A 24,283-nucleotide genomic window follows, 5' to 3' on the forward strand; every position below is an offset into this window, starting at 1 on the left:
AAGTTTAGTGAATACAATTTTCTAAAATAACAACTTATAAATATGTATGAAAAAAAGCCCTGGCACGTAGCCAAGGCTTTAAATATTGAATACTATGCTCTATCCCAATAACGTACTTGATCAAATGCTTTCACAATTGTTTGTGGATCATCTGATACAAAGATACCCGGCGCATCTAATTTCACTTTACCATCTTGTAAGTCTTTAGAAGCCGCTTCATTAAAGATAATTGGTTTCTTATGCTTATAAGATAACGCCGCAAACTCTTCAGCATCTGGAATTAAACCATTGCCATCTGACAAGATGACTAAGCTGTCGAATAATGTCGCATGCGCTGTATCATACGTTTCATTGATTGAGATCTCATCAGACAAGTCTTTTTGTTGCTTGCCGACAAACGCATAGTTTAAACCATGCTCTGCGAATGTTTTCGCATAATTTTTCAATGTTTCTGCGTCAATATCACCGTTCACTAATACTGCCACTGAATGACCTGGTAATGGACGGTCATATTTTTCCATAGTCAATTGACTGTCTTTCTTATCTGATTTTACTTCTTCATTTTCTTCTGGCACTTGTACACCCACATTGTCTGCGACACGTTCAGCTAATTCACGATCAATTTTATTTAATTGATTCACTGCACGTTGACGCACATCCATGCTTTTACATTTACCGATTTCAAATGAGAAGCCATCCACTGTATGGTCAAATTCAGGTTTTGTTAAACTGTTCAGATATAGTTTCGCTTGTGAATAGTAATCTTTGAAACTGTCACTGCGTTTACGGATTTTGTGTCCTTCTACTTTTTCAGGATAGTGTACATAACCGCCTTCTGCTTTTGAACTTGTGAATGGGCAGTTGCCTTCTAAAGCATTCTTATGATAAGACGTTTGACCTTCATGAATGTTCATTTGATGCATCGCATCACGTTGGTTGTTACGTACTTTATTCACAGGACGGTTGATTGGAATTTGGTTGAAGTTTGGTCCGCCTAAACGTGAGATTTGTGTATCTGTGTAAGAGAATAGACGTCCTTGTAGTAATGGGTCATTTGAGAAGTCGATACCTGGTACGACATGACCTGGGTGGAATGCGACTTGTTCGATTTCATCAAAGACATTATCTACGTTTCGGTTCAATGTCATTTTACCAACGACTTTAACTGGCACTTCATCTTCTGGCCAAATTTTTGTCGGATCTAATAAGTCGAAATCAAAGTCGAATTCTTGGTCTTCTCTTAAGATTTGCAAACCAAGTTCCCAAGCTGGATAGTCACCTTTTTCAATTGATTCATGTAAATCTTTACGGTGGAAATCGATATCTTTACCTTGTAAGATTTGCGCTTCATCCCATACAAGAGATTCTAATCCGTGAACTGGTCTCCAATGGAATTTCACGAAGAATGCTTCGCCTTGTGCATTGACTAAACGGTACGTATGTACACCGAAGCCTTCGATTTGTCTAATATTCTTAGGAATACCACGGTCACTCATTGCCCATACTGCAGTATGTGAAGTTTCTGGATTTTCTGCGAAGAAGTCCCAGAATGTATCGTGTGCTGTACCACCTTGTGGTGTTTCTGTATCGGGTTCAGGTTTAACTGCATGAATTAAATCCGGGAATTTGATTGCGTCTTGAATAAAGAATACAGGAATATCGTTACCGACTAAGTCAAAGATACCTTCATCTGTATAGAATTTCGTCGCAAAGCCACGTACGTCTCTGACTGTATCTGGTGAACCTTTTGAACCTTGTACCGTTGAAATACGTACAAAGACAGGTGTCACTTTGTCAGGGTTTGTGAGGAAGTCTGCTGAAGTATACTCAGATAAATCTTCATAAACTTGGAATTCACCATGTGCACCAAAACCACGTGCGTGAACGACACGTTCAGGAATTCGTTCATGGTCAAAATGCATAATTTTCTCACGGAAATGGAAATCTTCTAATAGACTCGGTCCTCTTTCACCTGCTGTGAGTGTTAATTCATCTTCACTGACTTTTGTTCCATTATTCGTCGTCATCGGCTCGCCTTCATGACTTTTTCTGAATTGGTCTAATTGTTCTTGCTTTTTGTTTTTAGCCACACAAATAACCTCCTATATATTAAGTCCTAATTATGAGTTTCCCGTTTCATTTTAAACAAAACACTTTTTGTTTTTGGAGATAATTTTAATACAAAATTTATAAAAATTTACAATCGTATTCACATGTTTAACACGGTATGTTTTACTATTAGTTCAAAATCCTTTTTTAGTGATAGAAACAAAAAGGAAGTCACTTCATGACGCTGACCATGAAAGACTTCCTTCTTTAATTTGAAAGGTATAAATATAGAGGGTGAATGAATTTTAGAATACTAGCTTATGACTTTACTTGTGCTTTCTTATAATAATAAATTGGAATTCCTGCTAAGGTCACGACAATCCCGATGATTGCCAGTACAGGTTGTGTAATTAATGTGTTAATTAATACGAATATACCTGCCGCTAAGGCAATGATTGGAATCACTGGGTACAACGGCACACGGTAAGGTCGTTGTAATTCAGGTTCTCGTTTGCGTAAAAGTATGACCGCTAGGAAAGCCATACAATAGAATGTCCAAATAACGAAAATCAACATGTTCGTAATCGTATCAAACGCACCTAACAACATCATTATTGTAGCGATAACCAATTGAATGACACCGCCTAACCAAGGTGTATCTGATGGCGTTAAGCTTAAGAATGCGCGTTTAAATGGTAATTGATCGATTTGTGCCATCGCATAAGGAATCCTCATGCCTGTCATCGTATAACCGTTCATGGTACCGTACACAGAAATCAAAATACCGATAGTGATAATCTTGCCGCCGCTTGCGCCGAATAGAATAGATGAAGCATCACTTGCGGCATTTAAGTTACCTACGATATGTTCAATCGGCAAGGTCATTAAGAACGTTGCGTTGATTAATAAATACACAACCATAATTAAGCCAATACCTAAAGCAATCGCGCCAGGTAAATCTTTCTTAGGATTCTTCATTTCCCCGGCAATATTACCGACATGAATCCATCCGTCGTATGCGAACATTGTCGCAAGCAAGCCGCTTCCAATCGCTTCAAACCAACCAGAACTTGTACCATTCACCACTGGGAATAAAGAGAATGATACTTCGCTGCTTTGGAAGAAGCCGAATAATACAATCATCGCAATTGGGATTAATTTAATTACCAACGTAATAGATTGGAGTAATCCGCCTGCCTTTGATCCTAATAAGTTGATTAACAACAATGTTAACGCACTCATAACAGCGATAGGCACTAAATAAATAATGTTAAGATGAAACAAGTTGATAATTTGCGTACCGAATATAATCGCCAGTGCGGCTACGTTTGCGGGAAAATAGATGAACCCTTGTGCCCATCCAGATAAGAATCCCCAGAAGTTGCCATACGTATATTCGATATATTTTGTCAGACCACCTGTTTCAGGAATGGCAGCTGCTAACTCAGCACCTGTCAAACCTGCACAAATGGTAATCAGTCCTCCAAGGAACCAAACTAACATTGCCATACTCGTTGAGCCGGTCACTTCAGTGACACTGGAAACTTTGAAGAAGACGCCAGCACCGATTACCGAACCCATAACGAGAGAAAGTGCAGCAAAGAAACCTATATTTTTCTTTAAGGCTTTATCACTACTCATCAGGTTTACCTCCGTTCTGTCTTATTTCGGTTAACCTACTACACCTTCACTAGTATCGGCAGGTTCGAGTAATGTATCAATAATATGTGACACGCGTGTTAAATCGACGTTTCCACCAGACACGAGTGCGACTGTTGTTTTGTTTTTCAACCATTTCGGATCAATTTTACCGCTTAGAATTGCTGCTGTCGGTAACGCACCGGCTCCTTCTGTGATAATTTTTGCGCGTTGCATTAAGTGACGCATCGCATTAGAAATCTCATCTTCAGTCACTAAGATAAATTCATCAACTAATTTATCTGCGACTTCATATGTTTTTTCACCTGGAATTGCGACTTCTGTACCGTCCGCAATGGTATGTGCAGTAAATTGTGACGTAATCTTACCTTGTTTCACAGATTCTGCCATACCATGCACATTCTCTGCTTGTACGCCAATGACATGGATAGACGGGTTGAATGATTTTAATGCGGTCGCAACACCTGAAATCAAACCGCCACCACCAACAGGTACAATCACCGTGTTGACGTTCCAAATACTGTCTAAAATTTCAAGTCCGATTGTGCCTTGTCCAGCCATTACTTCATTGTCATCGTAAGGATGAACAATCGTTTTGCCCGTTTCTTTCGCAAGCTGTTCCATATAGAGGCGAGAATCATTGAATGTCTCTCCTTTCAATATGACTTCTGCACCATAACCTCTGGTAGCTTCTTGTTTAGCGATAGGTGCTTCTTCTGGCATAATCACAGTCGCTTTAATACCTAATAACTTACCGGTCAGCGCAAGTCCTTGTGCATGGTTCCCAGCTGACGCGGTAATGATACCTTTTTCTTTTTGTTCTTCTGTCAGATGTAAAATTTTATTCAAGGCACCGCGATATTTGAATGAACCCGTGAACTGCATGTTTTCTAATTTCAAATAAACATCTCCGCCAGTGATATCATTACTTAAGAACATGGATTGGATTAGCGGTGTTTTACGCACGTAATCACGAATCATCATTTTCGCTTCTTTAATGTCTTGAATATTACAATATTTCTCCGTTTGCATTACTGTACTGTTTACTGTCATTTCGCTCTCTCCATTTCTCTTTATATAGGGTAATTATTTCGCTTAATTCATTAATTTGTTTAACTCCTCGTAGGATAAGTCATGAGATTGTGCAAGTCCTTCATTCGTCACATGACCTTTATAAATATTGACACCTGTCGCAAGTACAGGATTATCTTTAATCGCTTGTTCGATGCCTTTATTGCTGATTTCTTGTAAGTATTCGATATTGCCTAAAGCAAGTGCCATAGTAGAAGTACGTGGTACAGCACCGGGTTGGTTTGGTACTGCGTAGAAGACAACACCGTCTTCAACATAAACTGGATTGTCAATCGTAGTTGGACGGATACCTTCAACTGTACCGCCTTGGTCAATCGCAATATCTACAACGACTGAACCTTCTTTCATAGATTGAATCATGTCACGTGTAACGAGTTTTGGTGGTTTAGAACCGGGGATAAGAATTGTTGAAATAAAGACATCCGCTGTCTTAATTTCTTTTGCGAGGTTTTCTTCATTAGATTTAATAACTGTAACGTCTTGACCTTTGAAGTGATCTTTAAGCCATGAGATACGGTCATCATTTAATTCGATAATTGAAACTGATGCTTGTAAGCCTAGGCCAATTGTAGCCGCATTGACCGCAGCTGATCCGCCGCCGAAGATAACGACTTTACCAGAAGGAATACCGTCAATCGCATCAATACCTGAAATCAATATACCTTCACCTTGATGTTGCTTTTCTAAATAATATGCGCCCATCAACATAGAACGTCGTCCAGCAATGGCACTCATCGGCGCAAGTAAAGGTGCTTGTCCATCTTTCACAATCGTTTCGCCGCCGATTGCGGTAACACCCGCTTCTTGCATTGCCTCTACGGTTTCTTTAGATGATGCTAAATGTTGGAAGCCCCAAATGACTTGTCCTGGTTTGAAAAAATGGAATTCTTTCGCATCCGGTTCTTTTACTTTGACAATCAAATTCGCTTGCCATGCTTCTTCATGATTCACAATAAAGCCGCCTGCTTTCTCATATTGTGCGTCATCAAATCCAGAGCCTGCACCTGCATTATGTTCAACAAGGACACGGTGTCCATCTAATACAAGTTTCTTCACATTTTCTGGGGTGCAAGCCACACGTCCTTCACCTGGTTTAAGTTCTTTAATGATACCGATTTCCATGTTCATCTCTCCTTGTGAATATTTTCACATTTAATTTAACACTTATATACAATAAAGGCAAACTAATTATTAGACGTTTTATAAATAATTCTATTTTTAAACATAATCAGAATATTTTAGTAATTTGTCATCCTTTTATAGTAAACGCTTACATATCATTTGTGACAAACATAATCTATAATGTTAAACCTAAAATGTCACAATTTGTATAATCACTTTTATATCGTAAAATAATTCTATTATTTTAAAATTTACTATGAGGGAAGCATGAAGTGAGTGTTAATGGAGGCATAAAAAAACCCTGGCTTTCGCCAAGGTAATTTATATACTCAAACTAATTTCTTTAAAACATTGATTCATATCGATACATTCAATATTCAAGTCATCACATATATCTGGAATTTTTGATGCTTTACTAGGTTGAGAAGTGGATAAGTTAACACTTCTATTTTCGTTAGTCACTATAGTATAGCCTTCTCTTTTAGCGATTGCGATTAACCAAGGGTCGGCAATACTTACATCTCCCCATCCTTTTCCCATTCCAGAAATTGCATCATTTTTATAAAAGTCACTCTCTTGTATATGCGTTAAAATGAATTGCCACTCGTCAAAGTAATCACTATGATTTAAAGTTTCACAACTATAATTGTTAGTTAGCCACTTTTTAAACCAAGGATCTTGATAGTTTTCTTTTAAAACAATATTAGGAATAATCACTTGTTTATTTAGGATTGAAGGTAAATTTTTCCAAAAGCTTGGAAAATAATCATACTTATAATAGCGGTCATAAAAGTTAATATAAATATTGGAGTCAAGAATATATTTTTTCATTTTATCTCTTGAATGGTTGCTTTAAGTTCTTCACTTTTAGCCCCTATATCATTAGAGCTGATTACCCGAAATTCTAACTTCTCTTTTGGAAAGTTTATTTTTTCATTTAGCACTAATAAACCTGCTGGAACGTGAATTGTTTTTGCAATTGTAACGAGTTGGTTAAAAGTTGGTTGTACCTCTCCGCGCATGATGTTTTCTATCTTTTCAACTTTCTTTTGAATTGCAGAGAGGGACGCTAGATTCATTGATATAGGCGTTCAAAACTTTTGTATTTATTGAAACACGTTTAACCATCAGCGTTGCCTCCTCTATTAGATTTAATTATTTATATCACGTCTTTTTTAAATGAAGTTAACGTTTAGTGTGCAAAAATCACACCTCAATCACTTAGTTCACTATCCTTAACATCTGTAATAAACATATGTCCAGGCGCATGTGTGATGATCAATTCAGGCTTAGCGTCTAAAGCTACAGATTGCGGTGTCACACCACATCCCCAAAAGACCGGGACTTCATTTTCTTTTATGTGTACCGGCTCCCCAAAGTCTGTTTGATTTAAATCTTTGATACCGATCGCTGAAGGATCTCCGATATGGATAGGCGTGCCGTGAACATTTTTAAAGTGTGTCGTAATCTCAGTCGCACGAATCGCATCTTTCATAGTCATCGGACGCATACTTACAGTAATATTTCCGTCAAAACGACCAGCAGGTTCAGCAGGTATATTTGTAATATACATCGGTACGTTATGTCCTTCTTCTAGATGACGTAATGGAATACCCGCTTCTAACAACGCATGTTCAAACGTAAAACTACATCCAATTAAAAAGCTGACCATATCGTCATTAAATCGATGCTTGATATCAGACGGTGTCTCTATTAATTCACCATTTTCATATACACGATAAGCCCCTACTTCTGTCGTAATATCCGCATTTTTACCATACTTTGAAAAGTTAACTTCCCCTACTTCAGATACATCTAATAGCGGACACGTTTTTGGATTTTTAAAACAGAATTTCAAGAAATCATAAGCATATTTTGAAGGTAGAATAACCACATTCGCTTGAATGTACCCCTTAGCCATTCCACTTGTATGTCCCGTTACTTCTTTATTACGTATCATTTGTCTTAATGCTTCTGGTTCCACATTTTGTAAATTTGCCATGTATAAACATCCCCTTTGTTTAAAAAATGGTATTTCTACTAGTTTATCAAAAATACGTAATCATGTGTTAAAGAACATTCAATTGTACACCTGTTACCCACACTATCATGACCATGTTTTTCAGCTGCTTTAAAAGAATTTTAGAACAGAAAAAATCAGCACTTCCATAGCGGAGATGCTGATTTTTATTTAGTGACTTCGTATTATGCAGTTGTATTTTGTTCTTGAGTGTTAGGATGTTTCACTTTCTTTTGGCTTTTTAATAAGAACACACTTAAGAATGCGATAACCGCAATGATTACTGTGAACCAGAATGCTGCGTGATATCCGTTCAACATCGCATCTTGTGCAATTTGCGCTTGCATCACTTCTGGTTTAAGTCCTTGATAATCTGCCATATCTGGTTTAAAGATTTTCGCGAAGTGACTCATAATTGTAAAGAGGATTGCTGTACCGATAGAAGCTGAAATTTGTTGCATAGTGTTCGTCATAGAAGAACCATGCGCATTCATTTTCTGCGGTAATTCGTTCATCGTATGTGTCATTAATGGCATTAAACCTAACGCAATACCGATCATACGAATCGCATACACTGTTGTTAACATTACTAACGATGTTTTAGCGTCCATAAAGACGAAATAAGTTGTCGTCACAACCACGATACCCATACCGATAAAGGCTAAAATTTTAGCGCCGAATTTCTCATAAAGGATACCTGATACTACAGACATAATCCCCATCACAATCGCACCTGGTAATAACGCTAAGCCAGATTCTAAAGCAGGTTTGCCCATAATATTTTGAATAAAGATCGGTAATACCGTTTCAGAACCAATCATCGCAATCATTGTAAAGGCCATAATAACAATGCCGACCGCAAATTGACCTTGTTTAAACACTCTGAAATCCAGCAATGGTGTCTCTAAACGTAATTGTCTGATGATAAAGAGTACCACTAACACAATGCCGCCAATAATCGTTGTTAGAACAACCGGGTCATCCCAACCGTCACGTGCGATAGAACTTGTACCATATAATAATCCGCCAAACCCTACAACAGATAAGGCAATAGATAAAATATCAATTGGTACTTTACTTGTCGTACCTACGTTCTTAATAAGTTTAAAACTCATTAGGAATGTGATTGCCGCAATCGGTGTTACTACGTGGAATAATGAACGCCAGTGTGAATACTCAACTATATATCCTGATAACGTTGGACCAATGGCCGGTGCTAAGCCAATCACTAAACCGAAAATCCCCATATATTTACCACGTTCTTGAGGTTCAAAGACATCTAAAATCGTTGTCATCATTAACGGCATCATAATACCTGAACCTAGTGCTTGTATAATACGCGCAATTAATAATACAGTGAAGTTCGGACTAAAGCCCGCAACCAGTGTACCTGCTAAAAAGATTAAAATGGATGTCAGGAACACTTGTCGTGTACTAAAGCGCTGAATTACCATCGCTGACAATGGAATCACAATACCGTTTGTCAGTAAGAATCCTGTTGTCAGCCACTGAACTTGTGTATATTCAATATTAAAATCTTTCATAATACTTGGTAACGCTGTCGCAAGTAAGGTTTCATTCAAAATTCCAAAGAACCCGCCAAGCAGCATCGTAAAAATCATCCATAATTTGGTTTTGAGTGTCATACTTCATCTCCTCTTCCTTTTCTTCCTCTATTTTCTCAACCTATGTTTATAACGCACTAAATCATACCACACTAAAGTTGAATTACATTTAATTGTTGTTTAAATGTGCGTAAAAACACAGCGCTTAAATGAACTGTTTACTTATACTTGATGAATGTCGCATTGAAAATTATCCCACACCAAAACCAGCTATTCTATCTACATCATGGGTGTTTTGTAGCTTAACTCGACATCAACAACTAATTATAGACATTAAAAAAAGCTCTCACGCATCAAAGTGAGAGCTTGAATAACATTTATACAGATACTTTTTGATTTGTATCGACTAATTTTAATTTATAATCATAAATCGACTGTAAGTTGCCGTTCGGATTTTTAAGGATTAAATGATCTTGTGTAATTTCTGTCGGACTTTCGACACCGACAGCCGCTGCTAAGTTGAATAATCCTTCATGTAAACTTGTGATGTAGTTTGTGACACGATAGTTCTTTTCGTTCACAAACAAACCACGTTCTAATTTAGGGTTTGTCGTCGCCACACCGACTGGACATGTGTTTAAGTGGCATTGTTGACTCATAATACAGCCGACACTGATCATCATACCGCGTGCGACATTGACTAAGTCTGCACCGAGACCGAGCGCAATCGCAATTTTATCAGGAGTCACCAATTTACCTGATGCGAAGATTTTCATTTTATCGCGAATACCATATTTCTCTAACATGCCTGTCACAATCGGTAAGGCTGTGAATAATGGTAAGCCGACGCTATCTTGTAATTCTTGATACGTCGCACCTGTACCCCCTTCACCACCATCAATTGTGATGAAGCTTGGATATTGTTGACGTTGTTTCATCGTTCTGACTAAGGCTTCAATTTCGTCGACATGACTCACCACAATCTTGAAGCCTACTGGTTTTTGTGCCGCTTCTTTCAAATCCATAATCCAATCTAATAAATCATCGTAATTATGAATGAATTCAAAGCGATTCGGTGAATTAATCGTTTTACCAGGTTCAACACTTCTGATTTTCGCAATTTCTTCTGTTACCTTCGCACCTTCCATATGACCACCACGTGTTTTAGCCCCTTGTGCTAACTTCACTTCAAAGGCTTTCACTTGGTCGATAGCTGCCTTTTGTTTAAACTTCTCTAAGTCAAACTCACCATTAGCTTTACGTACACCGAATAAACCGGGTCCGATTTGGAAGATAATATCGCCGCCGCCTTTACGATGGTGGTCAGATAAGCCGCCTTCACCGGTATTCATCCATGTACCTGCACGTCCTAATCCCATAGATAATGCGGTAATCGCATTTTTACCTAGTGCACCGTAACTCATACCAGATTGTCCGACTAAACGTTTCACTTTATATGGATATTTTAAATCTTCTCCTAAAACAATCGCATCCTCATCTGACAGATAATAAGGGTCAACCTTTTCAGGGTCTCGATGTTCTTCTCGATCAAATAAGCGTTCGTTATCAACCTTATAGACAAACGTTGAAATTAAAGTCGATTGATCAATACGCATTTCCGTTGCTTGTTTTGGAAACATCGTGTTTTGAATAAAGAAGCCTGTTTCATAATCTGTCTGCGTTCCGAAGCTCGTCATGCGTGATTTGTATTTACCAGCTTTCACGATGTCTGTATATTGACTACGTGAAAATGGTTTCCCTTTCGTGTCCTCTGAGAATAAATATTGACGCAACTCTGGTCCGATCTTTTCGAAGAAATAACGTACACGTGCCAACACAGGATAGTTACGCAACACACTGTGTTGTTGTTGCCGTTTATCTCTAAATAACAATACTAATCCAGTCACCAACAGTCCTATTACGACAAGCGCAATTAAGATGTTGATAATGAATTGAAGAATCGTAAGCAATAACATTATAGTTCCCCTCTCTCTATTTCTCTGCTTATCATGTATTACTTCAATTCCCAGCAGCCCACTCTGCTGAAATTGCACTAAATTTTAAATGTAATCCCATTGTATACCAAATTCCGTCGTGTTTCATCAGTCATTTAGAAAACGTTTACATTTTTGATGCAATATTGCTGAAAGGATGAGAAAAGCCGTTAATATTCTATCATTTTGCTTCAATTTTCGCATTCATAAGTCGCCTTGTATATACTGAAGATGTCGGCTATTATCTTTACCTTAAGTAGAAAAAGGGAATAAAACAATATAAGTGTAAATAAGAGAGAGAAAGGCGGATTTACTTATGACAGAATTGAATAAGAAAGTGGCAGTCATTACAGGCGCAAGCAGCGGTATCGGGAAAGGCATTGCCTTAAAGCTTTCAAATGAAGGTGCAACTGTAGTGCTTGTTGCTCGTGATGAAAAGAAACTAGACCAAGTTTCAACTGAATTGCGTAAAGCAGGCGCAAAAAACTATGAAATTATCAGCGCTGATGTCACAAACCGTGAAGATATTGATCGTGCAGTACAACAAGCTGTAGAAGAATTCGGGAAAGTCGATATTTTAGTCAACAGCGCAGGTCAAATGAAATCGTCTGCGATTACAGAAGGTGAAGTACAAGCTTGGGACGATATGATTGATGTAAACCTTAAAGGTACATTATACGCAATCAATGCGGTCATGCCGCACTTCCAACAACAGCAAAGCGGTCATATCGTTAACATCGCTTCAATTTCGGGCTTTGAAGTGACAAAATCAAGCGCGTTATACAGCGCCACAAAAGCAGCTGTCCATGCGATTACACAAGGTTTAGAAAAAGAACTCGCAAAAACAGGCATTCGTTCTACCAGCATTTCACCAGGTATGGTCGACACAGCTATGACTAGTGATACAGATTGGGGTTCACGTAAAATGTTAGAACCTAAAGATATCGCAAATGCGGTAGTCTATGCGTTAACACAACCTAGTCATGTTAATGTGAATGAAATTACAGTACGCCCTGTTTAATATACAACTAAACAGCTTTAAACAATGAAAGTCAGGCAACACGCCTGACTTTTTACATATATAAACATATAAGTTGGATCTGTATTCAACGCATACCTTTACTTTAAATTTCCGGTTTGAACAAGATAAAATAAATACTAAATAAGACCAGATATACACCCATGAAAATACCGACACGTTTTAACAAGTATAAACCTGTATTAGAACGGTTTTTAATGAAGCGATTCGAAATCATGTTTGTGACGATAAAGCTGATAAAAATAATAATGACATAAATCAAAGCTGTCGTATCCATTGCGGTACTCCTTCACATTGTTATTTAGTTTAATGTATCACAACTTGGTGTTGAATCCTATGTAGAATTTCTATAATTAAAGATCAATCCATTTAATCTTTAAAATATTCGTTTTAAGGGAAACATTGGTATAGAATAGATATAATACAATCTTACAATGCACGGGGTGACGCACATGAATTACTTGGAAGAACAAAAACATAAATATATCGAATTAGCCGAAGCCATCGAATTCCATAATGCTGATTATAAAATAGATGATGCAGAGAAAATGTCTGTTCAAGAAATCTGTACGGATTATGGAAAGTATACGACGTTAAAAGAAAGACAAGTCTTAGAATCTATCTTGAAGTATCATCCTGAAGTCACAATCATTTCAGAAGACAAAGCCGATGAATTAAAAATATTAAGAAGAACAGATTTCGTTTATGAAATTGAGAAAAACTCTTATTTTGTAGAAACTGAGTTTTTAAACAACTTCAATAGCCACGTACTCAACCATAAATATGACTCTATTCCACCATTAGATGACGATGAAGAAGAAGCCATTCATGAAATGCGTGAAATAACACAAGCACGTAGAGATTATGAAGATTTCCAACTTGCTGACTTACTAGAGAGATACAATACTGAAGAATTAAAACAAATCTGTCGTGAATTTAAAATTACCGGCTTTTCTAAAGGAAGCAAAAGTGACATCGTTGATTTAATTCAAGATAAATTTACAAACAAAACTTCATTAATGTTCAAACGTCTCACGCAAAAAGAATTGAGTTTAATTGCTTACTTTATCGCTGAAGAAAGCAACGTTATTCCTTACACGCATCTTGATGCCTTAAGTGTGAAAACTTTCTTCATTCAAGTGCAAGATGACTATGAAATACTTTATATGCCGATGGATATCTTTGAAGATTTAGAGGACTACTTCGAAGAGAATGATTTGAATCCATTAGACTTCCTTGATGAAGCAGATCGTGAGTTATTAGAAGAAATTGAAAAATATCAAAAATTGAATAGCCTGCCGATTAATGAAGATGAAGATATCGATACTGCGATTTCTGCGTTTGTGGAAGCGGGCAAAGATGAAGACATGCGTGAAATGTTTAAAGAAATGTTCGACTTAAACCAAGATAGTGACGATGCGAAAGTTATGAATGCGATTATAGATGGTAAAGTCACATCTCAAGAAGAGTTAGATCAGTTCTTAGAAGAACTGCACAGTAAACCTCAAACAAAAACACAAGAACAAAATCATAAATCTTCTGGTAATGTCATTGATTTCAATCAATACCGAAGATAAAGCGATACAAGGTAATGCAATCATAAATACCTTATAAAGCCAATACTGAAAAGTACAAACTTTATAGGGTATTTTTCAACTCAAACCTTACACTTTATTCAACCTTTTACTTTATAATTTCAATTGGATAACGCATTATATCGTGATACACTGTCAGTGAAGTAAGTAGAATTACACTTACATTCAAAGCGCGACACAAAAAAATAAAAGGAGCTTAACTATGACAGTCATCAAACAAATTAAAGAAGATATTGAAAAATTATTTGAAGCTGAAAGCGGCTATAAAATCTCAAAAGCTTCAGGTGTTCCCTATCAAACTGTTCAAGATTTAAGAAATAAGAAAACAAAGCTCGAAGATGCGAAATTCAAAACAATTATTAAACTTTATGACTATGTATCAAATAAACAAAGTGAAGCATAATATTAACGATAAAAGAACTTGATTCAACACATGAAAGCTGTCGAATCAAGTTCTTATTCAATATATTAAACTTCGTCGCCATGTTCATCATATTTTGTCACATCACCGTCTGAATCAATGATATATGAACCGACTAAATTACCTTGTTTGTCTAAAATTGAGAAGCCCCAACCCCCATCATCACGACGTTCTGGTTCTTTGAAAGTATAACGGCTTGTATCTAATTGATGACCTTCATATTCTTCAACTTTATCAATCACATTTTCACGTGTCACCGTTTCTTCTGACTCTTCATCATCCTCATCAATTCCAGGTGGTGTCGCACCAATATAACTTTCAACTAGACGCACCGCTTCTTCATTCCCATCATACAACGGTACCACTTCTCCGCTATTCATAATACGTTGAGATTCCTCGCGACTATAATCTTCTTCTTGCCAACGATGATCTTGGAAATGACTCGGTACAGGATAAATCGTAATCGTACCATCTCCGTTATTTTTATAAACAACATATCCCGCGGCAGTAGGTGTACCTAACAAACTTTGAACACCTTGTTCATATCTAATCGACCCTGGTCCATACATAATCTTTCCTGACAAATCATCATGACTAATAGAGATATCTGCCGGATTTGCGCTTCGATAGCTTGGTAATGCGGCTAACCATACACGCGCAAGATATTCATCACTATTCGGATTCAAGTGACTAAATGCATTGTGTTTAGATTCAGATGCTTTTGAACCTAAATGTTTCTCGTTGTTTTCTTCACTTTTTTGATGATCTTCATGTGTAGATTGTTCTTCTGATTGATGTTCTGTTTTTTCTTGTTCAGATGATGTTTGTGTTTCTTCTTTTTGTCCACAAGCAGTTAATAATAACGACGCTGCTAAGAGTCCAGTACCTAAATATTTAATTTTGTTCATTATGTCCCTACTCTCTCTTTATAATGACTATCATACTTAATATTTAGTATACCTGAGTGGAATACAACTGTATTCATTCTTTACAAAAAAGACATATTCTGTCTATTTGTTTAAAAAAAGAGAAACAAACATCAAAGCTTGTTTCTCCTAAAATACTTATGATCCTTTTAAATAATCATGAATGACTTCCGGTCGGCCGAGTCTTAAGTCTGCCAAAATATGTTGTGCATCGACAATTTCTTTGACCGGGAAATCTGCGAGCGGCGCATTCACATGTTCAAATAGTTGTAGACGCGCATCACCACGGAATGCTTCTTTAATTTGAATATCTGAAATTTGAGAACGTGTCATTTCAAGTATTCTTGGTGTCCCATCGTAATTTGGCAATTGTTTCAACATGAAGCTTGGTTTGGTAATAAGTTGTTTCGCTTCTTCTGTTTCAATCGGATGGTATTTATAGGTCATTGTTGCTTGTGCGACGCGTAATGAATGATAATCTAATGTACCTACTAATGTATCGTTATCGACATATAATCTTGGTTCTCCGTATTTCTTAGGAAATGTTGAAAGTTCTCTGCCTAACGCAATCGCAGGTTGATTGTTTAAATACATGGATAAGTAGAACTCGCCTTCTTCTCCATTGTATTCTACTGGAATCACTTGTCCGCATTCTGTATATGAACCAAGTCCTGTACTATCCGGCATATCAATGACTTCAAATTTGATTAAGTCACTTGTCACTTTTAGCGGTTCAGGTACGACTTCCTTTAGTTTCTCAATATCCGTGCGATACACAATGTTTAAAAATTCTCTATTTCTGAAATGAACATCCACTCTTGAATATGTCGGTGCATTCACAGGTGTTGAAGCTAAGTTCATGAGTTCTTTTTTATTCAATTCTTTGCCTCCTCAATATACTTTGCTTACCTAAGCTTAAAGGCAACAACTTGAATCTTCAATCATTCTATTTTACCGGCACATCCCAAGTGCTTAAGTTTTCTGCCATATCCCAGAATTTATATTCATAATAACTTGTGCGTACGACAATATCTTCTAGTCGTTTTAAGTCCGCTTCTGAGCGTCCTTCTGTCACTTTATTCATCAGTTCAACACAGTCTTTCTTAAATTGCGTAAATTCCTCAGATGAATACATATCTACCCATTTTCGATATAATGGATGGTCTTTCGCAGCATCTTGTTCTGCCAATTTCAAACCAATATAGTTGTAACTCCATGTACAAGTTAAAATTGCGGCAATCACATTTTCTACGCCGCCGATTTGCGCCATATTCAACATATAACTTGTATAAGCGGTTGTCGTTTCTGCAGGTTCAGTAGCTTCTAATTCCGCTTCACTAATACCAAATTCCTTCGCATAACCACGATGCAAGTTCATTTCTGTATTCATTGTGCCATCTAATAATTGTGCATACGTCGACATCATATCTAAATCAATGGCTTTCGCGGCACCAATCGCAAATAAACGAGAATACTCAATTAAATAAATATAATCTTGTTTCAACCAATGTTTGAATTTCTCTTCATCCAAAGAGCCGTCAGCTAACCCTTTAATAAATGGATGTTCCATATAAGATGCCCAAATTGGCTCAACGCGTTCATATAAACGATCTGTAAATAATTGTGTCACTACAAGTTCCTCCTAATTAGATTTGATTCAATATTTTTACTGCTTATCTTTAATCTAACCTATATCGACACAATATACAAAAATACGCCGGCTTGTTTCTAAACACAAGTCGACGCATTCAATTATCATGCTGAATAAAGCATGATAATTTAACATCTTGTTTGCCACCTGAAATAAATTGCGCAATCATTTGTTTAACCAATGCAACCACAACATCTAGCATCACTATCACCTCCATTGTGTGATAGTTTTAATATTTTATTTGAATTTAAAAGAACATCTTCCATTTTATGTGCTAAAGCTTTGCTCATACAAATAAACAATGAATAGCTTACAGTCTGACATTGTTTTTGGTCTCTAATGGGATGAATTTCAATATTTGTTAAAAACGTTGTAAATGCTTCTTGTCGATTTTGATATTCATTTTCTAAATTTTGTTCCCCAAGCATGTAAAATATTTTTTCAAATTTTTATAATACACCTTCACCTTCTTTTTTCTTATATATCAGTTTTTTTATTTTACCCCACCCTAAGTTGGATATAAATTCAAAAAATACCCCTTTTTTGAATTTACAATGATTTTTTCACTTTTTAAGCTACGATTTTCAAGAAGTTGAATTATTTCCTAGGTATGATAGCATAAATACCGTCTTTGCTTTTTTTCAATACTCAAATCAGAAAGGATGTTGCAGTTTTGAAGACGACTCATAAAGAGACAAACAAGATGTTTTCACCCGTATTTACTTATGCGTCTATACTTGTAGGTTTATTAGTATTAATCGGCGCAATTTTCCCTAACCAATTCGGCAAGGTTTCTGGTGCACTTGGGGCGTGGATTACAGAAACTTTCGGTTGGTATTATATGCTCGTCTTTTCTTTCATATTGGTTTTCTGTATTTTCTTAGTTTTTAGTCCGATCGGCAAATTAAAGCTAGGTAAACCTACAGACAAACCTGAGTTCCATACAATCTCTTGGTTAACAATGTTATTTAGTGCTGGTATGGGGATTGGCTTAGTATTCTATGGGGCTTCTGAGCCTGTATCACATTATTTAACTCCTCCTACAGCTTCTGCAGAAACGAAAGCAGCACTTGCAGATTCGTTACGTGCGAGTTTCTTACACTATGGCTTTCACCCTTGGGCCGTTTACGGCATCGTAGCGTTATCACTCGCTTATTTCCAATTCAGAAAAGGCGAAGTCGGTCTTATTTCTAAAACATTACGACCACTTTTAGGTAAACGTGTGGACGGTTTACCAGGTACCATTGTCGATGTTTTAGCAGTATTTGCGACAATTATCGGTGTAGCGGTATCACTTGGTGTTGGCGCGATGCAGATCAATGGTGGCTTGAATTATTTATTTGGTATTCCAAATAACAAGTTAGTTCAAGGTATTATTATCGCAGTCGTAACTGTACTCTTCTTATACAGTGCATGGAGTGGTTTAAGCAAAGGAATTCAATATTTAAGTAACTTGAATATGATTTTAGCTGCGATTCTCTTTGCGATTTTATTAGTCATTGGTCCAACTTTACTCATCTTAGACATGATGACTTCTGCGACTGGTGATTACTTAAACACTTTAATCTTTAACAGTTTAGACACTGCACCATTAAACCAACAAAAACATGACTGGATGCAGACATGGACAGTTTATTATTGGGGCTGGTGGATGAGTTGGAGTCCGTTCGTCGGTATCTTTATCGCCCGTATCTCTAAAGGACGCTCTATCAGAGAATTCGTTATGGCAGTCTTACTAGTGCCGACAATCGTCAGTATTTTTTGGTTCAGCGTATTCGGTTTAACAGGTATTAGTGTTGGACAAGAACATACTGAAATCTTTAAAATGCCACCTGAAACACAATTATTCGGTATCTTTAATGAATTGCCGATAGGCAGTGTCTTATCCATTATCGCACTCGCATTAATCGGATCATTCTTTATTACTTCTGCCGATTCAGCAACATTCGTTTTAGGTATGCAGACGGCATTTGGTACATTACGTCCAGCAGGATTCGTAAAAATTGTATGGGGACTTGCGCTTTCTGCGATTGCGTATGTATTACTGCTTGCCGGAGGCGAAACAGGATTAGACGCCCTACAATCTGCGGCGATTATCTCAGCCTTACCATTCAGTGTGGTCGTTATCTTAATGACGCTTTCATTCTATAAAGATGCGAATAGAGAGCGTAAAGCGTTAGGATTAACACTCTCACCTAATGAAGAACATACTAAGATTTTACATGCCGCATCTAAGAGACACTCATCAGAAGATCGCTCATAAATTTAACTACATGCGTATCCATACGCTTCAATTTAAGGATAAACAAAAGCAGCACCTTCTCTTCTAATTTGAGAAAGTGCTGCTTCTTTATATTAATAACGTTTATTATTTCTAGAACGCATGATCTGACGTACAATACGTGTGACTAAACGCACAATTTGTCTCACTTGTCTTTGGTTAATTTTAGCCATAATCTACCTCCAATTTTTTGTAAGTATAACATGGTCCTAACACAAGACAAATTGATAACTATTTATTTTCGAAATAGTTGTGTTTTTTGAGGAACCTTTCTGCGACTACGGCTGGCTCTTGTTGTTTGCCGTCTGATTGATAATTTAACTCTTGCATTGTTTTCGTAGAGACCTTGCCTTGAAGTTTTTCTAATGAATGTTTAATTTTAGGGTTCTTTCTTAGGAAGTCGTTCTTCGCAAGCGGACTTGCGTCATATGGCGGGAAGAATTTACGGTCATCTTTTAATACTTTCAAGTTATAAGCTGAAATACGGCCATCTGTAGTATAACCTAGAGCCACATCTAATTTATTATTTTTTAAAGCATCATATACTAAGCCGATTTGCATAGGTCGGATACTTTTAAATTTAAACCCATAGGCTTTAGTGAAAGCCGGGTAACCATCGCCAGCACGTTTAATCCAAGTAGAATCTGTACCTAAACGCAACGCGTCTTTATGTTTCTTTAAATCAGAAACTGTTTCAAGATGATACTTGTCAGCCACTTCTTGAGTAGCCATAAATGCGAAAGTATTTTCAAAGCCATACGTATCAAAGAACGTTTGATCATATTGTTTCGTAAAGCCTTTTTGAACAACATCCATAGCCTTCTTGGTATCAGTAATAGGTTGTTGATTTAACGCTCCTACTAAATCTGTACCTGTATAACGCGTAGAAGAAATTTGCGCATCTCCGTTCAATAAGGCGTTATGTTGAATAGTAGCTGAGCCTAAGTTGTTAATAATGGTTGGTTTTACTTTCCCTTTCGTATCATGTTCAATTTGTAGGCGAATCATATGTGCCATAATTTGCGATTCACTTGTTGCGAGTGCAGTAATCTTAACGTTTTTACCTGGACCGCCATCTAAGCCAGGTAACCCACATCCAGCAAGTATAAGGACACTTGTTAAAACTATCCCCATTAAATATTTAAACTTTTTCATTACAACCCCCACATTAATTTCTTTTATAATCATTTTATTTTCACAATTAACCACTACACATTATAACACATACATTTTTTGTGCATGGCATACCATTTCTACCCTAACTTCAGTCTAACCTCACACAAACGTTAGACTAACCCAGGCACTTTATCTCTTGTCCTCACAACATTCTTCATCATTTAATCAATCTAGACATACCCTCTTTTTTAATTTAAAAATTATAAAATGACAGTTGATTTTTATTGTATTTTATCTATATACTCATTACATAAAGAGAAAGAGGAGCTTAAAATCATGAAAGTTTATTGGGATTTCGGTGTAGAATTCTTAAGTCAGTTATTTACAGGTAAACTTCCGACTGTCTTTATTATCTTGGTTGTTGTTTCGATACTATTGAATTTTGTCATTGAATATATTTATGAGCGCTTTGAGAAACCAGAAAAGAATATTGTCAGCTCATTTTTGGCACTACTTATTGGAGAAGTAATTGGCTTCATTATTTTTATCTTTGCGTTTATCGCTGCGATAAAATTTTTAGATTCAGTTACACTTTCAAATTTAACTGATACGTCTGCGATAGCTTTAGGAGAAATAACACTCGTTAGTTATGTTGTTTTTAGTGTGTTATCTTTGCCCTCTTTATTACTTCAATTTGTTGAATCTAATATTGGAAAGCTCTTAAACATTGCGGGGCAGGTCATTATTGGCGGGTTAGTTTATTATGTGTTGTTTGAAACCTTGCCGTTGCCTATAACTTTTGATTTTCTATATACAGTTGTCGCATTATTTATTGTGATGATCTTAAATATCGTTTTATGGTCTATTTCTATCAATACGTTGAAAGATGAAAAAGCAGCAGATTAGTTAATTTGTCACTTTGTTTTGCCATTGTTTATTGTATTGTTTTTAGCTGTGTTGTTTTATCTTTTCTCTTCTTTAATCGATACAGGTTCTATGTTAGGATTGTATCTTGTAAGTGTATAAGCAATTGTTGTCCTTTTTTCGCAACCCTTGTTAAGCGGTTGCTTTTTCAATGACTTCGATACGATGCTTAATTATTTTCAATAAAAAAGAGAAAGGCAGAGAAAGATGAAAATAAAATACATACTGTTATTGACGTTATCTACAGTACTGCTCGCAGGTTGCGATTATTCAAAGAGTGAAAACCGCAATGGTTTCTTCTTTAATACTTTCGCAAAACCAATGGACAATTTACTACATTGGCTTGGTCATAATTTAAACGATAACTATGGTCTCGCAATTATCGTTATTGTATTAGCCATTCGCTTAGTTATGTTGCCGTTTATGTTAAGCCAAACTAAGAACGGTCAAATCATGCGTAAGGTTATGGATATTGCGAAACCCGAGATGAAAGAAGTACAAGAAAAAGTTAAACGTGCACGTACACAAGAAGAAAAAATGGAAGCGCAACAAGAATTAATGGCTGTTTATAAAAAGTACGACATGAATCCAATGAAGAGTATGCTTGGCTGTCTGCCAATCTTAATTCAAATGCCTGTACTCTTTAGTTTATATGTCTCATTAAAATGGCCTTCACATGGCGGTATCACAGATCATCCTCACTTCTTATGGTTCAAACTGACAGAACCTGATGTTTGGATTACAATCATCGCCGGTGCCCTTTACTTCTTACAATCACTTGTCAGCATTGAAAATATGCCGAAAGAACAGCGTCAAATGGGTTACATGATGATGATTATCTCACCTATCTTCATCATTTATATCTCATTCACTTCAGCTGCGGCATTAGGTCTTTATTGGTCAGTCAGTGCCATCTTTATGATTGTTCAAATGTTCTTTGCGAACAGATACTACAGTAAAGTTGCGGATGAAGAAGTAGCACGTATTAAGCGCGAACAAGAGAAGAAAGAAGATAAACCTAAAAACACGAAAGTCATTTCTAAGAAGAATAAGAAAAAATAAGCATGATGAATTGGCCCGGGAAGTTATTTCCTGGGCTATATTTATATAACAAAAAGAACGTTTCTATCTGTCGTAAAAACGTTCTTTTTAATATGAATTAGAAAAATCTTAGTAAGACGATGCCTATGAAGATACATATGATTCCTAAAATCTTACGTACATTAATCTTGTTTTTCTTCGCACCTAAAATGCCGAAGTGATCAATTATGACACCCATTAACATTTGACCCAGCATGCCGACAATAGTCGTCAATGCAGCACCTAAATGTGGCATTAAAACAATATTCGCTGTGACAAATACCACACCAAGTACCCCACCAATAAAATAAACTGGTTTGATTTTACCTACTTCTGGTTCATAAGTTGATAATTTAAATGAACGATTTACAAACGCTGTAATGATAATTAATGCGATTGCCCCTACAGAGAATGAAATTAATGACGCAAATAACGAACTATGTACTTGTTGTCCCAACTGACTATTGATCGCAGTTTGAATCGGTGGTGCAAACCCAAAGATAAATCCTATGACTAACCATGGTAAGACTTTATTAGCTTTTTCTTCTTTAGGTTGATGTTTAACATAATTCATCACAATGATGCCAATAAATAACAATAAAACACCAATCAGCTTTAAGAATGTGAATGGTTCTATTTTAGCTCCTAACCAACCAAAGGTATCAATCATCACACCCATAATGATTTGACCAGCAATGGTTATAATGACTGTCAATGACGCACCTAGCCTTGGAAACAGTAATAGATTTCCTGTTAAGAATAAGACACCTAATAGTCCTCCAACGAACCACGTATAATTAAACGATTGACCAGAAAAGAAACTTAATGTGAAGTGACCAGGTGCAATAATCAAGTTTACAATGAATAAAAATAGAGCGCCGACTGAAAATGAGATTGCTGAAGAATAGAATGATGAATGTGTATAGCGTATTAGTTTTGTATTAATAGAAGTTTGTACAGGAACCACCATCCCTGCAACTAAACCCAGTAAAAATAAAAACAGCATGCGCGCCCTTCTTTCCTACAATGATTAAAATAGTATAGCATAACTCAAACCTATTAGAAATCTCTGTTGTGAAATCTTCAATTGTCTATTTTTCCAACAATTAAAAAAGCTGCCGATGCGGCAGCTCCCAATCATTCTTCTTATTTACTTACTAATGCTAAAATACCTGCAACAAGTATTAAAATACCAGATAAAATTCCGAATAAACCAATGAAAATAAAGTTTAGTACGCCTCCTATAACAAGTAAAACACCCATTAAGACACGTTTTTTATTACTTAATTCCAATTGCTTTATTGACAACGAGCCTCTGAACCCTTAACAAACCCAAAACTTGTCGAATGGTCGGCTTAATAGCTCACGCTATGCCGACATTCGTCTACAAGTTTAGTTAAGGGTTCTTCTCATTGATCAATAAATTTTCTCGGCATAAAAGCTTGATTTATTTTTGTGCATGCTGTTTCTCTTAAAGATTTTTTATTTGAACAACATAAAAATTTGATAGATAACTAAAATTACCAAGACTACATAGACATACTTACTAGATAAAAAATTCTCTAAGGCTTCTCTAAATTTCATGAATATATCTCCATTCTTTTTAACAAAGTTTATCGCAAGACTAACAAAAACTTTCAATGCTTTTATTTTTAATTTTAAGGGAAATTTTGAAGTTTCGTAAGATATTTATATAGTTTTGTATCCAAAATTCTTTATTGGCTCTTAAAACGTAAATGAGAGATAAAT

At 36.4% G+C, this 24,283-nt stretch carries 22 protein-coding genes; 6 read left to right on the forward strand and 16 right to left on the reverse strand.

Annotated features, from left to right (window positions below):
• Positions 1 to 92: 92 nt before the first annotated feature.
• The 9 genes from CD112_RS11985 to CD112_RS12025 form a co-directional block, all read right to left on the reverse strand.
• Positions 93 to 2,027, reverse strand: a complete 1,935-nt coding sequence (locus tag CD112_RS11985) for a catalase (protein WP_070462596.1) — start codon at positions 2,025 to 2,027, stop codon at positions 93 to 95.
• Between the two features lie 340 nt (positions 2,028 to 2,367).
• Entirely contained in the window at positions 2,368 to 3,690 is a 1,323-nt protein-coding gene (locus tag CD112_RS11990) for an APC family permease (RefSeq protein ID WP_002480045.1), read from the reverse strand.
• 30 nt (positions 3,691 to 3,720) lie between these two features.
• On the reverse strand, positions 3,721 to 4,761 hold the full coding sequence (tdcB, locus tag CD112_RS11995) for a bifunctional threonine ammonia-lyase/L-serine ammonia-lyase TdcB (protein ID WP_002480046.1): 1,041 nt from the start codon (positions 4,759 to 4,761) through the stop codon (positions 3,721 to 3,723).
• Positions 4,762 to 4,803: 42 nt separating this feature from the next.
• Positions 4,804 to 5,922: an alanine dehydrogenase gene (gene ald / locus CD112_RS12000; protein ID WP_103364387.1), complete on the reverse strand. Its 1,119-nt coding sequence runs from the start codon at positions 5,920 to 5,922 to the stop codon at positions 4,804 to 4,806.
• Between the two features lie 321 nt (positions 5,923 to 6,243).
• A complete protein-coding gene (locus CD112_RS12005) occupies positions 6,244 to 6,753 on the reverse strand; it encodes a DUF4411 family protein (protein ID WP_103364388.1) in 510 nt (169 codons plus the stop codon).
• Positions 6,750 to 7,001 carry a hypothetical protein gene (locus tag CD112_RS12010; protein ID WP_103364389.1) on the reverse strand — a complete coding sequence of 84 codons (252 nt, stop codon included), beginning with the start codon at positions 6,999 to 7,001 and terminating at the stop codon, positions 6,750 to 6,752. Before CD112_RS12010 ends, CD112_RS12005 begins: the two co-directional genes overlap by 4 nt.
• 134 nt (positions 7,002 to 7,135) lie before the next feature.
• Positions 7,136 to 7,924, reverse strand: coding sequence for a putative hydro-lyase (locus CD112_RS12015; RefSeq protein ID WP_070684389.1), 789 nt, complete (start codon positions 7,922 to 7,924; stop codon positions 7,136 to 7,138).
• Between the two features lie 203 nt (positions 7,925 to 8,127).
• Complete coding sequence (locus CD112_RS12020) at positions 8,128 to 9,588, reverse strand: MDR family MFS transporter (protein WP_103364390.1); 1,461 nt, start codon at positions 9,586 to 9,588, stop codon at positions 8,128 to 8,130.
• A gap of 296 nt (positions 9,589 to 9,884) precedes the next feature.
• On the reverse strand, positions 9,885 to 11,483 hold the full coding sequence (locus CD112_RS12025; RefSeq protein ID WP_002480052.1) for an FMN-binding glutamate synthase family protein: 1,599 nt from the start codon (positions 11,481 to 11,483) through the stop codon (positions 9,885 to 9,887).
• 334 nt (positions 11,484 to 11,817) lie between these two features.
• Between CD112_RS12025 and CD112_RS12030 the strand changes: the two genes are divergently transcribed.
• The gene (locus CD112_RS12030; protein ID WP_002480053.1) at positions 11,818 to 12,522 is read left to right on the forward strand and encodes an SDR family oxidoreductase; all 705 of its coding nucleotides are present in this window, start codon (positions 11,818 to 11,820) and stop codon (positions 12,520 to 12,522) included.
• 103 nt (positions 12,523 to 12,625) lie between these two features.
• On the opposite strand, the gene CD112_RS12035 is transcribed toward CD112_RS12030, so the two are convergent.
• Entirely contained in the window at positions 12,626 to 12,817 is a 192-nt protein-coding gene (locus tag CD112_RS12035) for a hypothetical protein (protein ID WP_002480054.1), read from the reverse strand.
• Between the two features lie 175 nt (positions 12,818 to 12,992).
• Here CD112_RS12035 and CD112_RS12040 point away from each other — a divergent pair, with 175 nt between their 5' ends.
• Positions 12,993 to 14,117, forward strand: coding sequence for a hypothetical protein (locus tag CD112_RS12040; RefSeq protein WP_103364391.1), 1,125 nt, complete (start codon positions 12,993 to 12,995; stop codon positions 14,115 to 14,117).
• 220 nt (positions 14,118 to 14,337) lie between these two features.
• Positions 14,338 to 14,538, forward strand: coding sequence for a hypothetical protein (locus CD112_RS12045; protein WP_103364392.1), 201 nt, complete (start codon positions 14,338 to 14,340; stop codon positions 14,536 to 14,538).
• Between the two features lie 65 nt (positions 14,539 to 14,603).
• On the opposite strand, the gene CD112_RS12050 is transcribed toward CD112_RS12045, so the two are convergent.
• The 3 genes from CD112_RS12050 to tenA form a co-directional block, all read right to left on the reverse strand.
• Positions 14,604 to 15,464 carry a YdeJ family lipoprotein gene (locus CD112_RS12050; protein ID WP_103364393.1) on the reverse strand — a complete coding sequence of 287 codons (861 nt, stop codon included), beginning with the start codon at positions 15,462 to 15,464 and terminating at the stop codon, positions 14,604 to 14,606.
• Between the two features lie 156 nt (positions 15,465 to 15,620).
• Positions 15,621 to 16,361 (reverse strand): acetoacetate decarboxylase, encoded by a 741-nt coding sequence (locus CD112_RS12055; RefSeq protein WP_103364394.1) that lies wholly within the window; start codon positions 16,359 to 16,361, stop codon positions 15,621 to 15,623.
• A gap of 67 nt (positions 16,362 to 16,428) precedes the next feature.
• Positions 16,429 to 17,112, reverse strand: a complete 684-nt coding sequence (gene tenA, locus CD112_RS12060; protein ID WP_002480059.1) for a thiaminase II — start codon at positions 17,110 to 17,112, stop codon at positions 16,429 to 16,431.
• Positions 17,113 to 17,836: 724 nt separating this feature from the next.
• On the opposite strand from tenA, the gene CD112_RS12065 reads away from it, so the two are divergent.
• Positions 17,837 to 19,396 carry a BCCT family transporter gene (locus CD112_RS12065; protein WP_060804083.1) on the forward strand — a complete coding sequence of 520 codons (1,560 nt, stop codon included), beginning with the start codon at positions 17,837 to 17,839 and terminating at the stop codon, positions 19,394 to 19,396.
• Between the two features lie 249 nt (positions 19,397 to 19,645).
• Here the strand turns inward: CD112_RS12065 and CD112_RS12070 are convergent, their stop codons facing one another.
• Entirely contained in the window at positions 19,646 to 20,569 is a 924-nt protein-coding gene (locus CD112_RS12070) for an osmoprotectant ABC transporter substrate-binding protein (RefSeq protein WP_103364395.1), read from the reverse strand.
• 297 nt (positions 20,570 to 20,866) lie between these two features.
• Here CD112_RS12070 and CD112_RS12075 point away from each other — a divergent pair, with 297 nt between their 5' ends.
• A complete protein-coding gene (locus CD112_RS12075) occupies positions 20,867 to 21,436 on the forward strand; it encodes a hypothetical protein (protein ID WP_103364396.1) in 570 nt (189 codons plus the stop codon).
• Positions 21,437 to 21,661: 225 nt separating this feature from the next.
• Positions 21,662 to 22,516 (forward strand): membrane protein insertase YidC, encoded by an 855-nt coding sequence (yidC, locus tag CD112_RS12080; RefSeq protein WP_103364397.1) that lies wholly within the window; start codon positions 21,662 to 21,664, stop codon positions 22,514 to 22,516.
• Between the two features lie 97 nt (positions 22,517 to 22,613).
• On the opposite strand, the gene CD112_RS12085 is transcribed toward yidC, so the two are convergent.
• The gene (locus CD112_RS12085; protein ID WP_061055132.1) at positions 22,614 to 23,540 is read right to left on the reverse strand and encodes a DMT family transporter; all 927 of its coding nucleotides are present in this window, start codon (positions 23,538 to 23,540) and stop codon (positions 22,614 to 22,616) included.
• 140 nt (positions 23,541 to 23,680) lie between these two features.
• Positions 23,681 to 23,842: a hypothetical protein gene (locus tag CD112_RS13655; RefSeq protein ID WP_159081720.1), complete on the reverse strand. Its 162-nt coding sequence runs from the start codon at positions 23,840 to 23,842 to the stop codon at positions 23,681 to 23,683.
• Between the last annotated feature and the right edge of the window lie 441 nt (positions 23,843 to 24,283).

The sequence above is a fragment of the Staphylococcus simulans genome, from assembly GCF_002902285.1.
In the GTDB taxonomy this organism is placed as follows: Bacteria; Bacillota; Bacilli; order Staphylococcales; family Staphylococcaceae; genus Staphylococcus; species Staphylococcus simulans.